The organism is Nonomuraea solani (assembly GCF_900108335.1).
In the GTDB taxonomy this organism is placed as follows: domain Bacteria; phylum Actinomycetota; class Actinomycetes; order Streptosporangiales; family Streptosporangiaceae; genus Nonomuraea; species Nonomuraea solani.
Genome location: NZ_FNVT01000001.1, coordinates 232026 through 248212, shown reverse-complemented (window position 1 = coordinate 248212; position 16187 = coordinate 232026). Strand labels below are relative to the sequence as shown.

The window sequence follows — 16187 nt, the reverse complement described above, 5'->3', positions numbered from 1 at the left end:
CTCCCGGTTCCTCCCCGTTCCTATGCGTCGGTCAACTTCACCCCGCCGGCTACCAGGCAAGCACGCAGCTCGGCGATTTGCTTCTCTGTCGCGTCCACGAGCGGCAGCCGTACCGGTCCGGCCGGTACGCCCACCATGCTCAGTGCCGCCTTTGCCATGATCGCCCCACCGGCGCGCAGCATGATCCCGTCTACCACGGGCGCCACCTGGCCGTGGATGGCCAGCGCCTGGGCGACATCACCGTTCTTGTGCAGGTGGATCATGCGCGCCAGCTCGGCGCCCACCACGTGCCCGACGACGCTGACGAACCCGGCCGCGCCCAGCGACAGCCAGGCCAGGTTGAGCAGGTCATCGCCGGAGTAGAAGGCGAGATCGGTCATGGCCATCACCTGGCTGGCGGCGAACAGGTCGCCCTTGGCGTCCTTCACGGCCACGATGCGTTCGTGCTGCGCCAGCCGGATCAAGGTCTCGGTCTTGATCGGTACGCCGCTGCGCCCAGGAATGTCGTAGAGCATCACGGGAAGCCCGGTTGCGTCGGCGACAGCGGTGAAGTGCTGATACAGCCCCTCTTGCGGGGGCTTGTTGTAGTACGGCGTCACTACCAGCAGGCCGTGCGCACCGGCACGGGCCGCCTGCTTCGCGAGCTCGACACTGTGACGGGTGTCGTTGGTGCCGGCTCCCGCCACCACGGTCGCACGGTCGCCGACCGCGTCGAGGACGGCACTGACGATGCGCTGCTTCTCCTCGTCGGAGGTGGTGGGCGATTCACCGGTCGTCCCATTCACGATCAGACCGTCGTTGCGCTGCTCATCCACCAGATAGGCGGCAAGACGCCGCACAGCCACATAATCGACCTCGCCGTCGACGGTGAACGGCGTGACCATCGCAGTCAGCATACGGCCGAAGGGCGCGTCGGTGGTTCCAGTTGGCGATGCCATAGTGCGAACGCTACCCGGATTCAGAAATCCATTGGACGTCGCCACCCCGCTTTGCCTGCCTGGAGCCGCCTTTTGCCCCCTTTCGCCAGCATCTGGGGGGCGGCTCGCGCGGCGATGAGCGATTCGGTCGGGTACGGCGGCTGTAGGAGGCGTCGCCTGCGGCCGGGCAACATGGGTGAGCCGTTACCGCGGCAGTTCGATCTGATACCTGATGAAACCCCGGTTCTCGGCGACCTTGTCGTACAAGCGACGTGCTGTGCTGTTCGACTCGTGCGTGTTCCAGTACACGCGGGAGCAACCGCGTTCCCCGGCCCAGCCGGCCACGGCCTCGATCAGCGCCCGGCCCACGCCCCTGCCCCGGACGTCGGAAGCGGTGAACAGGTCCTGCAGGTAGCAGACGTCGGTGTCGGGGGCCGAGGTGTTCGCATGGGTGAAGAAGTGCGTGATGCCGACGAGCCTTCCGTCCAGCCTCGCGCCGAAGGCGTGCAGCCGGGTGTCCGCCTGGAACTCCTGCCATGCGCGGTCGTACATCGAGTCCGGCTCGACTCGCTGGTAGAAGTCGATGTACGCGCGGAACATGCCTTCCCATGCGTCGCGATCGGACGGGAGGAGCTTGCCGATTTCGATCATGGACTTCCTTTTGGTCACACGGGGCGCAGGTCAGCCCGTACGCCGCCACAACCTAAGGAAGGAGTGGTCATCTGGACACGGCCACTCGTCCGCGATACCCGAAGACCACTTGGATCGATGCTCTGGCCCTCGCCCGTACAGAAGGGACATCGCTCCGGTTACTCCGCAGTCCTCGCAAGCTCCCGCATCTCACTGCGAGGCTCCGATCGCCGGCTTTGAGCGGGCATGGGAAGAGGCCGCCGATATGTGCTCGGGGGTACACACATCGACGACCTCTACCGGAGAATCGGCCCCTCTTACATCGGCGTTACAGGGTTTCTCCGATAATTTTCCGCCATCGCAAAGTTGGGGCTCCATCTGTCATCGATGACGGTCGGTTACCTGCCGAATACGGCAACATAGGGCAACGCCTCACACGAACCCCCAGGGATGGACTAGTGGCCACCTCAGATCCGGTCTACCTGCGCGTCGTCGAAGACATCCGGCGACAGATCACCGACGGCACCCTGTCCCCAGGCGCGCCCATTCCGTCACGGGCGCAGTTGACCCGTAAGTACCAGGTCGGCGAGACCGCCGCCCGTCACGCACTTCGTGTGCTCGCGGGCGAAGGCCTCATCATCGGCCGCGTGGGCTCGGGCCATTACGTCAGGGAACGCCCCGACCTCACACCGCTCTACCGATGGCGATTTCTCGATCATCCCGCTCCGTTCGCCGCCGATCTGCAGTCCCAGGGCAGACGCGTGACATGGGACTGGCACAGCGAGCCGACCGAAGCGGGACCCGACATCGCGAGACGACTACGCCTCCCGGAGTCGGCCTCGCTGACCAGAACGCATTACGTCTTTCGCGGGGACGGCAGGCCGCTGCAACTGGCCACGTCCTACGAGCTACGGGAGTTCGCCGCCCACTCGGACGAGGAACGCCGGAGTCTTGTCGCGAGGATGTACGGGCACGGGATCAAGATCACCGAGATCGTCGAAAGCGTGCACACCCGCGTTCCCCGGCCGGCGGAGAGCGATGCGCTCGATTTGGCGGCGGGTGTCCACGTGCTGCACATCGAACGTACTCATTGGGCAGGCGATCGCCCTGTCGAGACGAGCGACATCGTCATTCCGGGAGATCGCTTCCGTATCACGTACAGCATGCCTGTCTAGGACAGATTGCTCCGGGCGAGCACCTCTCGCCCGGAGCCTCTTGAACGATCACAGCACCACCCTTGTCCGCCCCAAGCGGCCATAACCGCGGACTCCGGACTATGTCCGTTGCATCCCACGCCATTCGGCCGACCCAAGCCGGCTCGCGCACCGGCCCTCACGGTGTCGCCCCGCACACATCCGATCCGGCCCTCTGAACATCGGTAATGGCGTTGGCCGGTAGATCGCCGACCACGCTTTTTGGGCCGTGGCCGCGCGGGCCCAGCGACACAGGGCCGATCGCCGCCGCCGCCCTTCGGACCAGCGGCACACGGCCGATCAGTGCCGTCGCCGCTTGGACCCAGCGATACAAGGCCGATCGAAGCCGCCGCCGCTCGGACCCAGTCGCACGCCGGCGGGAGCCGGTCCAGCGGGCGGCACCCAGACGAGCGGACGGTGTCAGGTAAGCGGGTGACCTGGCCCTGGGCCTGCAGAGCCGCCGCCGTCAGCCGGACCCTGCGGCAAGCGCCGGACGACGGTGCGATGGTGACTGTATGCCCGCCGGGCAGCGCGGTCGCGGCTTGCGGATCCCGGTTCAGTCGGACTCTGTGGCACGGAACCCGATCGAGGGCCGCCATCGCCGAACCTGCGTCACGGAGCCGACCATGCACCGCCATCGCCGGATTTGCTGTGCAGGCAGAAGGTGGTGCGGCGGCTGGGTAGGGCGCTCGAGGTGCGCGGATCCCGTGTCGTCGGCCAGACGCTTTGGCATGGAGCCCGTCAAGGACGGCCACCGCGCGAACCCTGGGAAGCGAGCTGATCATGCGCTGCCAACTGCTCGGCTCCGCTGCACGAACCGGTCGGAACTCGTCGTCGCCCGAATGCCGTGGCATGAAGGCGGTGCGGTCTCTGGGCGTTTTCATGAAGGCGGTGCGGCCTCCGGGCGGTGTGTGAGGTCTGCCGGGCCCGTCGGGTGTGTGTGGAGTTTGCGGGGCCCGTCGTCGGGTGCGTGGAGTTTGCGGGGCCTGTTGTCGGGTGTGGAGATTGCGGGGTCGTCGGCGTGGGCCTGGGGTGGCGAGGTGAGGTCGATGTGAGCGCTGTTGGGGATTCGTGTTGACGACATTTCGCTCATCCTCCGACGAAAGGAGTCGCTGGGGTCCAGGGGTGAAAGTGCAGGTCAGAGATTGTCGGTGGGCGTTGATAGAACGGGTGCGGAGGTTGCCGATGCGAGTCAAAGACCTGTCCAAGAGGGACCGGCCGCGCGAACGGCTCTTGTCCAGCGGCGCCGAAGCCCTGGCGGACCGTGAGTTGCTGGCCGTGCTGCTCGGCTCGGGGTTTCGTGGGGCGAGTGCCCTGGATCTGGCCAGCCAGGTGATCGAGCACTGCGGGGATCTCGATGCCCTGGGCCGTTCCGATCCCCACCGGTTACTGGCCCTGCAGGGCATCGGTCCGGCCAAGGCCGCGCGACTGACCGCGGCCTTCCATCTCGTACGCCGGGCGAAGGCGTGGCCCGAGCGTGAACGGATCACGAGCACGTCGGATCTGGCTCACGCCTGCGCCCCGCTTCTGCACGACCGGACGCAGGAGCGACTGGTCATGGTGGTGTGCGACACCGGCGGACGTGTGCTGAAGCGGGTGGTGCTGACCGAGGGAGAGTCGGACCACACGGTGATGCCGATACGGAAAGTGATCACGGAAGTGCTCACCTCGGGTGGGGCGATGTTCGGCCTTGCCCACAATCACCCGGGCGGCTCGCTCGAGCCGAGCGCGGCCGACCTGGAGGCCACCGCCCGGCTCATCGAGGCCACCGAGATGGTCGGTCTACGCCTCCTCGACCACCTGATCATTACCGACGGCGCCTGGAGGAGGATCCCTATATAAACCCATCCACTCCGGACCTTGAACGCAGCGAATACCGAAAGCCATGATCCCGTTTATAGCGCCGAACGGTGGTTTTCCAACGGATGACCATGAGAACCTAATGGCGCGGGTAGGCCGTTATGGACGTCAGCCGGCCACTACTCGTCGTGGCGTGATCCCGCGCCCCCTTTAGAAGCATGGGATCACGTCCATGGTCTCGCGCTGATCTCTGATGGAGTCCATTCGCTTTTATTGAGCGTTTGGGCGGGCGCGCCGTCAGGGATCGCGCGACGACAAAAGGGTGTGTTCGCGACGACCACATACGTGCCGTCGCCGGAGGTCGGCTCGTACACGCAGTGGCATGTGACACGAGTCGGTCTCCGCCGCACCGCTGGCCGCCGGACGAGCCCGTCGGTACTCGTCCGGCGGTCCGGCGGTGGCGAAGCAGGGGTGCGGCAAGGCGGTGACGTCACCCCACGTGGCCCTACGTCCCACGTGGTCCCGTGTGGCCTGCGACGATGCCTCCGTGCGTGGCCTTTCAACGCCCTCCCTGCGCGGTCTTCACCGCTTGCTCAACAAAAAGTCGGAACCATCTGTCAGCAGGGTCTTCACACCGGGCGCCTCACACGGCACACTGTTGTCCGCGGCCATCGCGTCTTCGTCCTTCCGAACTGCGTCTTCGAAGGACCGCGATGGCCGTCACCATTTCTTCCCCTCGAAGTCGCATGCTGCGGGCACATGCCGGCCGCGGAGCCAGCGACCGTACGGAGTGGGTTGATTTGTGCGCATGGTTCTTGTTGCGGGGCCGGACGATTGCCGGGAAAAGAATTGAGATCTGCTGCGCCCGGCCATCCCTACCCGTCACAATAGTTGCTGCGGCCATCGCTATTCTCCTTCGCCTGAATCGTTGCTGTAGAAGGGGTTTATGCGGTGGCCGTCTTCGTTTTGCGCAGGGATAGTCGATCAGGCACGCTGTGCGTACATGGTGACGGCCACCGCGCGTTCCTTCGAGGGCCTAGTCAGAAATCGAAGGAGAACGGAGCGATGGCCGCAGGACCAGTGTGGCTTCTGGGCTGATGACGGGCGTTGCAGATCGAGATCGGGGACTCCGACTTCGTGACCGTCCAGATACGGTCGCCGCCCAGAGACGGTCGTTTGCCCTAGCAGGCGTTCTCCAGGGGCAGGCGTTCTCCAGGGGCAGGCGTTCTCCAGGGGCAGGCGCTGTCCAGGTGGGGCGCTATCCAGGTGGGGCGCTATCCGAAGTCGGGTAGGCCTTCCCATGCCGGGCCAGTCAGGTCGAGCGTGATGAGGCGGCGAATGGTGGAACTAGGTGTCAGGCGACACACGACACGCTGATGTCGCGGAGCACGGTGGCGGTGCGGGCACGCAGGTCGGGGTGGCGTGCTGGGCACGCAGGTCGGGGTGGCGTGCTGGGCACGCAGGTCGGGTGGCGTCCCGCCGAGGGGCGGATCGACGATCTTGCGGCAGGTCGCCTCCCCCAGCGGGCGAGCGGGCGAGCGGGCGAGCGGGCGAGCGGGCGAGCGGGCGAGCGGGCGAGCGGGCGAGCGGGCGAGCGGGCGAGCGGGCGAGCGGGCGAGCGGAAACTACAGTGCTCAGCGACTCGGCGCTCGAAAGGTCGTGGGTCCGCGCTCGTAGGTTGTGGATTGGTGTCTGCGGGTTTCGGCTTGGTGGCTGTGGGGGGCTCTGTGTGTCGTCATGGTCCAGTGCGGGGAGTGGGTGTTGGTCGGGAATCTGTTGTTGGGGCATGGGGTGGGAATGAGTTGAGAGAGGGGTTGCCGGCCGTTAGATGGGGTGTGTACGGCGTTGGACAAGTGTGAATGGCTTATCGGCTAAAGCGTTGCGATCGCGAACTAAACGCCGTCGGCCGAGTCTTCGTAACAGATGTCTGTGTTGAGCAGGCTTGTACGGTTTCGTCTATACTCCGGGCGTGCTAGATCGCGAGGGACCCGTGCCTCTCTACAAGCAGGTCGCCGACCTGGTCCGCGATCAGATCGAACGCGGCGAGCTCAAAGCCGGCGATCCCATCCCCAGCGAGGCCGCCCTCGAAAAGGACCACCGCATCGCGCGCACGACCGCTCGGCGGGTGGCTCGGGAGTTGCGTGACCAGGGGCTGGTGCACACGGTTCAGGGTGAGGGGACGTTCGTTGGCCGGCCGGGTACGCCGCGGTCGCCGCGTAAGGTGCCGCTCTATCAGAAAATTGCCCAGGACATCGTCGAACAGATCCAGCAGGGCAAGATTCCGTCGAACCGGGCTATTCCCGGCGAGAAAGTGATGATGCGGCAATACGGTGTCGCCAAGGTGACCGTGCGCCAGGCCGTTGCCCATCTCAGGGATCGGGGGTGGGTCTTCACCGTGCCTTATCGCGGTACATATGTCACGACATCCGATAAATGGCCCGGGAGCCAGGGATCGTAATCGCCCTGCCTTTGCCGGGGTGGTTGGATACTCTTGGGGCGTGCTGAATCGCGAGGGTGGCACCCACCTATATCTGCAGATCAGTGAGGTTCTCAAGTCGCGCATCCTCGCGGAGCTCGCGCCCGGCGATCTTGTGATCAGCGAGGCGGGGATCCAGCGGGAATTTCAGGTGGCGCGTACGACGGCGCGCCGGGCGATCCGGGTGCTGCGTAACCAAGGGCTGGTCCATACGCGGCAGGGCGAGGGCACCTTTGTGAACACGCCTGGCCAGGGCGGGGCCGGGGAGCGCCGGGCGCCGTTCTATCGGCATATCGCCGGTGAGCTGCTGGAGAAGATCAAGGGTGGCGAGCCGGCGCCGGAGAGGCCGATGCCCAGTGAGGTCGAACTGGTGCGTACGTACGGCGCCGCGCGAGAGACCGTACGGCGGGCCATGGGGCTACTGCGGGAGCAGGGATGGGTCTACAGCGTTCCCCATCGTGGGAGTTATGTCGCGCCCAAGGAGCAATGGCCAACGACTGAACCCAACAACTGAGCCGGGCCTCCGGGGGTTACGACATGACCGGGCCGATCCAGGTCTCAGGAGGCCAGGCGGGTCTCGGAAGGTGTCCTATTGCCGCCGCATCTCGGGAGGCCGCGCCGGGGCCGCCCCGGACGGGGCCGGGCTGACCGGGGCCGTAGGAGGACACGACCGAGCGGGTCGCGGAAGGTCCCCATTAGCGCCGGGTCTCGGAGGGTCGCACCGTGGCCGGACCGACCGGGGTCACGGCAGGTCACGCGGATCCCGGAAGAACCACGCCATAGCTGACTGGAGCCTCGGCAGGCCATTCGGATCCCGGAAGACCACGCCATGACCGAACCAACCGGGGCCACGCAGATCCCGGAAGACCACGCCATAACTGACTGGGGCCTCGGGAGGCCATTCGGATTTCGGAAGGCCACGCCCTGGCCGGACCGACCGGGGTCACGGCGGGTCTCGGAAGGGCTTCGCTGGCTGAGCCTCGGGAGGCTACGGCTCATCGGAGACTTCTCAAGGCCCGAATCGAACCGCCGGCCAGGCGTCAGGGAGTGGCGAGGCGGTACCAGAGGCAGACCACCGTGGTCGAGTCCCCCACCTCGTACCCCTCCCCCGCCCAATACCGCCGATGCGCCTCGCGCCACTGCGCCACGGATTCGTACCCCTCACCCTCCGCCTGCGCGAACTCCCACGTCACCTCGGCGAACGGCACCAGCTCCACCCGGGTGACCTCGATCTCCGCCACCCGCCCGCCCGAGTCATCGACAAGAACGAGTCGCTCGCCGACCTGCTCCAGCTCCTCACCCTCGACCTCGTAGTCGAGCGACAAGAGACCGGCGGTCGCCGTCTTGGTGCCCGCCAGGGTCAGGTCGGTGAGCCAGGTGCGAAGCTTGCCGGGCGTACCCAGTTCGAGAACGCGAAGCCCATTCATGCGTGGCCACATGGCGCCATCTTAGAAGACGGGAATGATCTCCTCGGGATCGATGAACTCCACCGGCACCCCTTCCAGATCCAGCTCGGGAATGGCCGGAAAAGCGATCCCCCACCGTTCGACGATCGCGCGTACCTTCGCCATCGCCACCCGCCAGTTCTCCGCCTGCTCCTCGTACGAGAGCACCCCCAGCCCGGCCTGCCTGGCATGGTCCATGAGAACGCGATGGTTGGCCAGGAAGTACGGCGGGAGGTCCCAGAACCCTGAAGGCGGTTCCCAGAGAATCATGCTGAGAAAGACGAACCCCGCCCTGAGCTGACGGGTGATGAGCCCCCGGGTCTCGTCGGTGAGGCCCGGCCATTCGTTCTCCAGAATCGTCATGCAGATCTGGAGATGACGCGACTCGTCGCGCCCGATGCGCTGGAACATCTCGTTGAACACCGGGTGCCGCGTCCCCGTGGCCATGCCCCTGAAGAGCGTGGAGGCGGCCATTTCCCCCATCATGAAGCTCGTGAACAGCACCGGCAGCGAATACTTGCCGACGGCCGAGGTGTAACCGGTCCAGTAGCGGCCGCCATTGTGATAGAGCCAGCCGATGTTGTTGTGCGCGGCCTTTTCAAGGTCGTCCGACGGCGTCCAGTCGAGCGGGCCGCCCGGCCAGAGTTTGGCGATGCTGCGCTGGCAACATTCCTCGTGGTTCATCTCGTCACGGGTGATCGAGAAGAAGCATTTCCTGACCGGGTCCTCTTCGTGCTTCTCGAAGGCCTGGATCGTGGCGCGGGCGAAAACCGCGGGGCCCGAGGCGTCGAAGTTGGCCAGGACCGCGAACCAGTACATGATGCCCAGGCGCTGCTCGCGCGTGAAGTCGGCCGGGTCCAGGTCGTCCCAGGGCAGGTCGGCCGGGTTCCAGAGCACGCGCTTGGACTTCTCGTAGATGGCGGCGAGTTTCTCGGTCTCCACCCGCCATTCCATCGGATAGATATTGGGCTGCGGGATCTCCGGCGCCGGCCAGAAACCGCCTTCTGGGATCGTGAGGTCCGCCATGGTGTGACACCTCCTCTCCCATCCTGTGGCGCGGCGTCACGGCTTTCAAGTACGGGCGCGCTGTGTGATGGCCACGCAGACGAGTACGGCCAGCGCCGCCCCCACCGTGAGCGGGCCGAAGCGCTCGCCCAGCAGGAACCACGACCAGACGAGGTTCAGCAACGGCTGGACGAGCTGGGTCTGACCGGCCCTGGCGATCCCGCCCTTGGCCAGCCCCGCGTACCAGGGAATGAAGCCCAGGAACATGGAGATCACGGCGACATAGGCGAACCCGGCCACGGCCTCGAAGCTCGGCTGAACGGGCGTGACCAGAAAGAGCACCACCGTGATGGGAACGGTCACCGGCAGGGAGAGCACCAGAGCGTGGGAGATCACCTGCCAGCCCGGCGTCGTGCGGGACAGCCGGCCGCCCTCCGTGTAGCCGATCGCCGCCGAGACGAGCGCCCCGACCAGCAGCAGGTCGGGCCAGCCGAACGCCCCCTGATGCTGGGTGAGGGTGAAGGCGGTGATCGCCAGCGCGCCGGCCGCGCACGCCACCCAGAACAGAAATCGGGGCCGCTCCCCCGCGCGCAGGACCGCGCACACGGCCGTGGCGGCGGGCAGCAGGCCGATGACCACCGCCGCGTGCGCCGTGCTCGCCCCCAGGGCCAGCGCCAGGCCGCTGAACACCGGAAACCCGAAGACCACCCCGAGCGAGATCAGCCCGTACGAGTGCCACTGGTCTCTGGGCGGTAGGAGCGGACGATCCGTGGCCTTCAGACAGGCCACCGCTATCACGCCGGCGATGACCGCCCGGCCGATCGCCACCAGCCATGGGTCGAAGCCTCGCATCGCGAAGGCGGTGGCCGGCAACGAGCCGGAGAAGGCCAGCACCCCCAGGAACGCCAGGGCGCTGCCGGGTAGGGCTACTCGGCGAACAACAGTAGCGCTATCATGATATGTCATGAATAACGATAGCAGTATCGCTCAGATTGCCGCGATGCTGCGCGAAGAGGCCGATCGCCTCGGCCCCGGCGCGCGACTGCCGTCGAGCCGGGAGATCATGCGCCGGCACAACGTCAGCCCGGTCACCGTCTCGCGGGCCATCGGGCAGCTCACCGCCGAAGGACGAGTGGTGACGCGACCCGGCAGCGGCGCCTTCGTGGCACCCCAGCCGCACGACGCCCAGGACGCGGCCGACTTGTCCTGGCAGACCGTCGCCCTGGGCGACCGGGTGGTCGACGACGGGCCGGTGTCGGTCCTGCTGGAGCGGGCGGCCGACGGCGTGGTGCCGCTGACCGGCGGTTACCTGCGGCCGGGGCTGCGGCCGGACAAGCAGCTCGCGGCGGCGGCGGCGCGGGCCGTACGCAGGCCGGACGCCTGGGCCATGCCGCCCCTGACCGGGCTGCTGGAGCTGCGGCGCTGGTTCGCGACACAGGCCGGGGGCGATGTGACGGCGGCCGACGCGCTGATCGTAAGCGGCGGCCAGGCGGCGCTCACGCACGCGTTCAGGGCCCTGGCGGCGCCCGGCACGCCCATTCTGGTGGAAACGCCCACCTACCCGGGAGCGCTGGCGGCGGCCAGGGCGGCGGGGCTGCGCGCGACGGCCGTACCGATGGATCGTGACGGCGTCCGGCCCGAGCTGCTGGCCGAGGCGTTCGCCGTCACCGGCGCGCGGGTGTTCTTCTGCCAGCCCACCCTGCACAACCCGACGGGCGCCACCCTGCCGGTGGCGCGCAGGGAGCAGGTGCTGGAGGTGGCCAGGGCGGCGGGGGCGTTCGTGGTGGAGGACGACTTCGCCCGCTACCTGACCGAGCAGGCGCCCCCGTCGCTGGCGTCCATGGACCGGCACGGCACGGTGGTCAACGTGGGCTCACTGACGAAGATCCTCTCGCCGAGCATGCGGGTGGCGGCCGTCATCGCCAGGGGGCCCGCCGCGCACCGGCTGCGGGCGAGCCAGCTCGTGGAGTCGTTCTTCGTGGCGCGGCCGCTGCAGGAGACGGCGCTGGAGTTCGTGGGCTCCCCGGCGTGGCGGCGGCATCTCGCGATCGTGCACGCCGAGATCAGGTCCCGCCGTGACGCCCTGGCGGCCGCTCTGGCGGCGCGCCTGCCGGAGGCGGCCCTGCACCTGCTGCCCATCGGCGGGATGCATTTGTGGGCACACCTGCCCGCCGCCGTCGACGAGAACGCCCTCGTGGAGGCCGCCAGGCGCAACGGGGTGCTGGTGAGCCCCGGCCGTATGTACTACCCGTCCGAGCCGCCAGGCCCCCGCCTCCGGCTCACCCACATGGCCGCCGCCCACCCCGCCGAACTGCAGGAAGGGGTACGACGTCTCGCCCAGGCCATGGAAGGACGATCGAGCCCAGTAGAGTGACGGCATGCCGTTCCCCGCGGAGCTCGTACGCGACTTCGTGAACACCTACGACGTCGAGGCCGAGTCCGACGAGCTGTCCTCCCCCGCCGAGCTGGCCATCTGGCTGCGCGAGCGCGGCCTCATCGGCAGCCGCGACCGGGCCACCGACGACGACCTGCACACCGCGCTGGTCCTCCGCGAGGGCCTGCGGGCCGCGCTCCGGCGCGAGGCCGCCGAGCTGCCCGCGCTCCCCCTCCAGGTCACGGTGCGCGCGGGCGAGGAGCCCGCGCTCGTCCCGGCCGGAGGCGGCGTGCGGGGCGGGCTCGCGAGCATCGCGGCGGCGGCCGTGGGGGCGTCGTGGGACCGGCTGAAAGTGTGCGCCGAAGGAACTTGTCAGTGGGCGTTCATAGACTCGTCGAAAAACCGTTCCCGCTCGTGGTGTTCCATGCGGGTATGCGGCAACCGCACCAAGACACGGGCTTACCGGGCGAGGAAGCGGGGTTCGCGTCATCTCCAAGCGTCAAACACCGATACGGTGTAACTCGTGCCTTGTGGCACGAACGGCAGGCGAAGGAGCGGGCCGAGATGGCAGACGTAGGCGTCCGGGCGGCCCGGCGCGAGGATGTTCTCCAGGTTGCGAATACCCAGATACGCGCCTGGCGCTACGGCTATCGGAATTTTCTCCCCGAAGGCCCACTCGAGCAGATGACGGGCGCGGCGGCCGAGAAGATGTGGCTGCGCCAGTGGGACGAGGCGATCGTCGCCCCGCCCACGCCCATGCACCGGGTGCTGGTGGCGGTTGAGACCATCCTCGACACCGAGGGCTTTCCCGCCCTCGGCGCGGGTGGCAGCGCCGCCCTGGTCACCCCCCGCGGCGGCGAGCGCGTGGTCGGGCTGGCCTCCCACGCCCCCGCCGAAGACCCCGACCTCGACCCCACCATGACGGCCGAGATGCTGACGCTGCTCGTCGACCCCGACTTCGTGCGCAGGGGCCACGGCAGCCGGCTGCTCAACGCCACGGTCGACTACCTGCGCGACGACGGCTTCCGGCAGATCGTCACCTGGGTCTTCGCCGACAACTACGCGGTCCTCGGCTTCCTGGAGTCGGCCGGGTGGGGCGAGGACATGGCGGAGCGCGTCCTCGACATGGGACGCCCGATCCGCATGGTCAGGCTCACTACGGACATCAGCTAAAGGTAGAAGAAGGTCATGGCAACCCCCGCCCAGTGGATCTCCGGCGCGCGCCCGCGCACGCTGCCCAACGCCATCGTGCCCGTCATGGTGGGCACCGGCGTGGCGATCGGCGAAGGCGGCTTCGTGTGGTGGCGGGCGCTCCTGGCGCTGCTCGTGGCGCTCTCGCTGCAGATCGGCGTCAACTACGCCAACGACTACAGCGACGGCATCCGGGGCACCGACGACGAGCGGGTCGGCCCGATGCGCCTGGTGGGCTCGCGCGCGGCCACGCCCCGGCAGGTGCTGACCGCCGCGCTGTCGTGTTTCGCGCTCGCGGCCGTGCTGGGGCTCGTGCTGGTCGTCGCCATCCAGGCGTGGTGGGTCCTGCTGGTGGGCGCGGCGGCGATCGCGGCCGCCTGGTTCTACACCGGCGGCAAGCACCCGTACGGCTACCGCGGGCTGGGCGAGCTGGCCGTGTTCGTGTTCTTCGGCATCGTGCCCGTCGTCGGCACCGCCTACGTGCAGACCGAGCAGCTGAGCTGGGCGGCGCTGTTCGCCTCGATCCCGGTGGGGCTGCTGTCGTGCTCGATGCTCGTGGTCAACAACCTGCGCGACGTCGGCACCGACGGCCAGGCGGGCAAGCGCACTTTGGCGGTGCTGCTGGGGCCCGAGCGCACCCGCACCCTCTACGTGGCCTGCCAGGTCGTGCCGTTCGTGGTGGCGCTGGCGATGATCCCGATCACGCCCTGGGCGGCGCTGGTGCTGCTCGCCGCGCCGCTGGCCATCCAGCCGATCAGGATGGTGCTGGGCAAGGCCGTGGGGCCCGCGCTGATCGCGGTGCTGCAGCAGACGGGCAAGCTACAAATGGCGTACGGACTGCTGTTCGCGATAGGGCTCGCCGTAGTCTTCTAGGGTGAAGGATTTCATCGCCGGTCTGCCCAAGTGCGAGCTGCACCTGCACATCGAGGGCACGCTGGAGCCCGAGCTGAAGTTCGAGCTCGCCAGGCGCAACGGCCTGGAGTTGCCGTACGCGACCGTGGAGGAGATGCGGGCCGCCTACACCTTCGACAGCCTGTCCTCCTTCCTGACCATCTACTACGAGGGCATGAAGGTGCTGCGCACCGAGCCCGACTTCTACGACCTGGCCATGGCCTACCTGGGCAAGGCCGCCGAGCAGAACGTCCGCTACGCCGAGATCTTCTTCGACCCGCAGGCGCACACCTCGCGCGGCGTGCCGTTCGACGTGGTGATCCGCGGGCTGCGGCGGGCGCTGATGGACGCCCAGGCGCGGCTGGGGGTGCGGGCGCAGCTCATCATGTGCTTCCTGCGCGACTTCCAGGCTGAATACGCGATGGCGACGCTGATGGAGTCGCTGCCGTACAAGGAGTGGATCGCCGGCGTCGGGCTCGACTCCGACGAGCGGGGCAACCCGCCGAGTAAGTTCGCGACCGTCTACGAGCGGGCCCGTCAGGAGGGCTACCTCCTGACCATGCACTGCGACGTCGACCAGGACGACGCGGCCGAGCACATCCGCCAGGCCATCGAGGACATCGGCGTCGACCGGATCGACCACGGCGTCAACATCCTGGAGGACCAGCGGCTGGTGGAGGTGGTGCTGGCGCGGGGCATGGGGCTGACCTGCTGCCCGATCTCCAACGGCTACGTCACCGACTCGATGCAGGCCGAGGGCATCCGCAAGCTGATGGATCTGGGCGTACGCGTGACGGTCAACTCCGACGACCCGGCCTACTTCGCCGCCTACGTGACGGAGAACCTGATCGCGCTCCAGGACACCCTCCAGCTCAACGAGCACGAACTCGTCCAGCTCGAACGCAACGCCTTCGAGATCGCCTGGCTGCCCCGGCAGCTCAAGGACGCCTACCTCGCCGAGATCGACGCCTACGCCTCGTGATGGCGCCACCGAGCGGCTAGGCTGGGGGGACCTGACAGCGCGAGGGATCTCTGGTGAAACGGCCGAGCGTGCCCACCGACATCGAGGAGTTCGAGCGCGCTCTCGCTGAGTGTCTGACCGTCGCCGCCCAGGCGATGCCCGACTCCCCGATGCTCAGCATCGTGCTCCGTGGCGACGACGGCCTGCGCACCGTGGCCTGCACCCACGCGCGCGCCGAGCTGCTCGATGAGCTGCAGGAGGCCGCCGGGCGGGGGCCCGTCCTCGACGCTCTCAACACCCGGCGCCCCGTGACGGTCACCGACCTGGCCGCCGACTCCCGCTGGCGGCGCCTGGCGGCGGAGTCACCGGAGGTGCGCCGGGTGCACTGCGAGCCGCTGGAGTCCGAGGGCGCGCTGCTCGGCGTGCTCACGCTCTACTCCTGCCGGACAGACGCGCTCGCCGCCGAGACCCTGGTCGCCGCGCGCGTGACCGCCGGCCATGTCGGTGTCCTGTTCCGTACGGCGCTCGGCGTGGCCCGGATGCGTGAGGTGGCGGCCCAGCTCAGGGAGGCGCTCACCACCCGGGCGATCATCGACCAGGCGCTCGGCATCGTCATGGCGCAGCGGCGGTGCACGGCGCAGCAGGCGTTCGAGATCCTGCGTCACGTCTCCCAGGACAAGAACGTCAAGCTGCACCAGATCGCCGCCTCGATCATCCAGACGGTGAGCGGCGAGCCACCGCAGCGCCCCCGCTTCGAGGAGCCCCCGCAGAGCACGGCGGGGCACCGTTCATAGCTGAAAGCGCATCGCCACCCGGGGCGCGATCTCGATGCCCAGCTCGCGCTCGTGCTCGACGACCGCCCGCAGCTCCGGCCCCCACTCGGCCTCGGGCAGCACGGAGAAGCCGTGCCGCGCGTACCAGGGCGCGTTCCACGACACGTCCCGGAAAGTCGTCAGCGTCACCGCGGACCCACCGCTCGCCCGCGCGTGGTCGAGCACCGCCGTCATCAGCCGCCCGCCGATGCCCTGGCGCATGTCATCGGGCCGCACGGCGAGCTGTTCGAGGTGCACGTTGCCGTCGACCCGGCCGAGCATCGCGAATCCGGCCGGCGGCTCCCCCTCGACCAGCACGGTCCCGGGGTCGTCCACTTCCTCGATCATGGTCGTGCCCGGCGGGAACACGATGCCCACCTGCTCGAAAAGCCCGTCCGCGGCCAGCTCTATGGCCACCAATCCGGGCAACTCACCCGCTTCCGCCCAACGCACCATGGCGACACGATCTCATGGTTCGGATGGATCTCGCCG

General features: G+C 68.1%; 16 protein-coding genes. 10 read left to right on the top strand and 6 right to left on the bottom strand.

The window, feature by feature from the left end; genetic code table 11:
* Positions 1-20: 20 nt before the first annotated feature.
* Positions 21-938, bottom strand: coding sequence for a 4-hydroxy-tetrahydrodipicolinate synthase (gene dapA / locus C4V41_RS01225; RefSeq protein WP_103953837.1), 918 nt, complete (start codon positions 936-938; stop codon positions 21-23).
* Positions 939-1121: 183 nt separating this feature from the next.
* Complete coding sequence (locus C4V41_RS01220) at positions 1122-1568, bottom strand: GNAT family N-acetyltransferase (protein WP_103953836.1); 447 nt, start codon at positions 1566-1568, stop codon at positions 1122-1124.
* 437 nt (positions 1569-2005) lie between these two features.
* Here C4V41_RS01220 and C4V41_RS01215 point away from each other — a divergent pair, with 437 nt between their 5' ends.
* From C4V41_RS01215 to C4V41_RS01195, 4 genes are all read left to right on the top strand, one after another.
* Positions 2006-2722 (top strand): GntR family transcriptional regulator, encoded by a 717-nt coding sequence (locus C4V41_RS01215; protein ID WP_103953835.1) that lies wholly within the window; start codon positions 2006-2008, stop codon positions 2720-2722.
* Between the two features lie 1143 nt (positions 2723-3865).
* Positions 3866-4582: a JAB domain-containing protein gene (locus C4V41_RS01210; RefSeq protein ID WP_235029844.1), complete on the top strand. Its 717-nt coding sequence runs from the start codon at positions 3866-3868 to the stop codon at positions 4580-4582.
* 1927 nt (positions 4583-6509) lie between these two features.
* Positions 6510-6998, top strand: a complete 489-nt coding sequence (locus C4V41_RS01200) for a GntR family transcriptional regulator (RefSeq protein WP_200823675.1) — start codon at positions 6510-6512, stop codon at positions 6996-6998.
* A gap of 40 nt (positions 6999-7038) precedes the next feature.
* Positions 7039-7530 carry a GntR family transcriptional regulator gene (locus C4V41_RS01195; RefSeq protein WP_235029843.1) on the top strand — a complete coding sequence of 164 codons (492 nt, stop codon included), beginning with the start codon at positions 7039-7041 and terminating at the stop codon, positions 7528-7530.
* Between the two features lie 526 nt (positions 7531-8056).
* Here C4V41_RS01195 and C4V41_RS01190 read toward each other — a convergent pair.
* From C4V41_RS01190 to C4V41_RS01180, 3 genes are read right to left on the bottom strand one after another with little or no spacing between them, the layout of a single operon-like run.
* Positions 8057-8443 carry an ASCH domain-containing protein gene (locus C4V41_RS01190; RefSeq protein WP_235029842.1) on the bottom strand — a complete coding sequence of 129 codons (387 nt, stop codon included), beginning with the start codon at positions 8441-8443 and terminating at the stop codon, positions 8057-8059.
* A 21-nt stretch (positions 8444-8464) separates the two neighbouring features.
* Positions 8465-9487 (bottom strand): hypothetical protein, encoded by a 1023-nt coding sequence (locus tag C4V41_RS01185; RefSeq protein WP_103953831.1) that lies wholly within the window; start codon positions 9485-9487, stop codon positions 8465-8467.
* A gap of 45 nt (positions 9488-9532) precedes the next feature.
* The gene (locus tag C4V41_RS01180) at positions 9533-10432 is read right to left on the bottom strand and encodes a DMT family transporter (RefSeq protein WP_103953830.1); all 900 of its coding nucleotides are present in this window, start codon (positions 10430-10432) and stop codon (positions 9533-9535) included.
* 34 nt (positions 10433-10466) lie between these two features.
* Here C4V41_RS01180 and C4V41_RS01175 point away from each other — a divergent pair, with 34 nt between their 5' ends.
* From C4V41_RS01175 to C4V41_RS01150, 6 genes are read left to right on the top strand one after another with little or no spacing between them, the layout of a single operon-like run.
* Entirely contained in the window at positions 10467-11840 is a 1374-nt protein-coding gene (locus tag C4V41_RS01175) for an aminotransferase-like domain-containing protein (protein ID WP_103953829.1), read from the top strand.
* Positions 11841-11844: 4 nt separating this feature from the next.
* Positions 11845-12360: a CGNR zinc finger domain-containing protein gene (locus tag C4V41_RS01170; protein ID WP_103953828.1), complete on the top strand. Its 516-nt coding sequence runs from the start codon at positions 11845-11847 to the stop codon at positions 12358-12360.
* A 44-nt stretch (positions 12361-12404) separates the two neighbouring features.
* A complete protein-coding gene (locus C4V41_RS01165) occupies positions 12405-13013 on the top strand; it encodes a GNAT family N-acetyltransferase (protein WP_200823674.1) in 609 nt (202 codons plus the stop codon).
* A gap of 15 nt (positions 13014-13028) precedes the next feature.
* Positions 13029-13904, top strand: a complete 876-nt coding sequence (locus tag C4V41_RS01160; RefSeq protein ID WP_103953826.1) for a 1,4-dihydroxy-2-naphthoate polyprenyltransferase — start codon at positions 13029-13031, stop codon at positions 13902-13904.
* Position 13905: 1 nt separating this feature from the next.
* Positions 13906-14904, top strand: coding sequence for an adenosine deaminase (locus C4V41_RS01155; RefSeq protein ID WP_103953825.1), 999 nt, complete (start codon positions 13906-13908; stop codon positions 14902-14904).
* A 53-nt stretch (positions 14905-14957) separates the two neighbouring features.
* Entirely contained in the window at positions 14958-15677 is a 720-nt protein-coding gene (locus tag C4V41_RS01150; RefSeq protein ID WP_103953824.1) for a GAF and ANTAR domain-containing protein, read from the top strand.
* Here the strand turns inward: C4V41_RS01150 and C4V41_RS01145 are convergent.
* The gene (locus C4V41_RS01145; RefSeq protein ID WP_103953823.1) at positions 15672-16151 is read right to left on the bottom strand and encodes a GNAT family N-acetyltransferase; all 480 of its coding nucleotides are present in this window, start codon (positions 16149-16151) and stop codon (positions 15672-15674) included. The genes C4V41_RS01150 and C4V41_RS01145 overlap by 6 nt on opposite strands.
* Positions 16152-16187: the final 36 nt, after the last annotated feature.

What these genes read in the sequence shown, in the direction of transcription:
- dapA (WP_103953837.1), bottom strand. Translation starts at nt 938, where the DNA reads ATGGCATCGCCAACTGGAACCACCGACGCGCCCTTCGGCCGTATGCTG.
- C4V41_RS01220 (WP_103953836.1), bottom strand. Translation starts at nt 1,568, where the DNA reads ATGATCGAAATCGGCAAGCTCCTCCCGTCCGATCGCGACGCATGGGAA.
- C4V41_RS01190 (WP_235029842.1), bottom strand. Translation starts at nt 8,443, where the DNA reads ATGAATGGGCTTCGCGTTCTCGAACTGGGTACGCCCGGCAAGCTTCGC.
- C4V41_RS01185 (WP_103953831.1), bottom strand. Translation starts at nt 9,487, where the DNA reads ATGGCGGACCTCACGATCCCAGAAGGCGGTTTCTGGCCGGCGCCGGAG.
- C4V41_RS01180 (WP_103953830.1), bottom strand. Translation starts at nt 10,432, where the DNA reads ATGACATATCATGATAGCGCTACTGTTGTTCGCCGAGTAGCCCTACCC.
- C4V41_RS01175 (WP_103953829.1), top strand. Translation starts at nt 10,467, where the DNA reads ATGCTGCGCGAAGAGGCCGATCGCCTCGGCCCCGGCGCGCGACTGCCG.
- C4V41_RS01170 (WP_103953828.1), top strand. Translation starts at nt 11,845, where the DNA reads ATGCCGTTCCCCGCGGAGCTCGTACGCGACTTCGTGAACACCTACGAC.
- C4V41_RS01165 (WP_200823674.1), top strand. Translation starts at nt 12,405, where the DNA reads ATGGCAGACGTAGGCGTCCGGGCGGCCCGGCGCGAGGATGTTCTCCAG.
- C4V41_RS01160 (WP_103953826.1), top strand. Translation starts at nt 13,029, where the DNA reads ATGGCAACCCCCGCCCAGTGGATCTCCGGCGCGCGCCCGCGCACGCTG.
- C4V41_RS01145 (WP_103953823.1), bottom strand. Translation starts at nt 16,151, where the DNA reads ATGGTGCGTTGGGCGGAAGCGGGTGAGTTGCCCGGATTGGTGGCCATA.